The organism is Tamlana crocina, assembly GCF_012037625.1.
Genome location: NZ_JAAVJS010000362.1, coordinates 1 through 402, shown reverse-complemented (window position 1 = coordinate 402; position 402 = coordinate 1). Strand labels below are relative to the sequence as shown.

The window sequence follows — 402 nt, the reverse complement described above, 5'->3', positions numbered from 1 at the left end:
TATCCATCACTCTTGTTATGGGAGCGGTATTTATTCCTGTGACTTTTATTACAGGTCCCACAGGTGTTTTTTACGAACAATTTGGGGTGACCTTAATGGTAGCGATTGCCATTTCGGCGGTAAACGCTTTGACCCTGAGTCCGGCATTATGTGCACTTTTCCTCAAACCTCATCACGAAAAAGAGGGAAAACGAAAAGGATTTTTAAAGCGGTTCTTCTCCACTTTCAATATAGCTTTTGAAGCTACTACTGCCAGGTACATTAGGTCTGTCTCCTTTCTTTACCGTCATAAATGGATCACGGGAGCTATTATTGTTGCTGCCATTGCTTCCATTTTCTGGGCGTCTTCAACCACTCCTACAGGTTTTGTTCCCGATGAAGATCGCGGAATGATCTTCGCAA

The 402-nt window shown here is 43.3% G+C and carries 1 protein-coding gene; it reads left to right on the top strand.

Annotated features, from left to right (window positions below):
* Window positions 1–402: efflux RND transporter permease subunit (locus tag HC176_RS17125; protein ID WP_167920213.1), on the top strand; the 402-nt coding region annotated here is incomplete at both ends.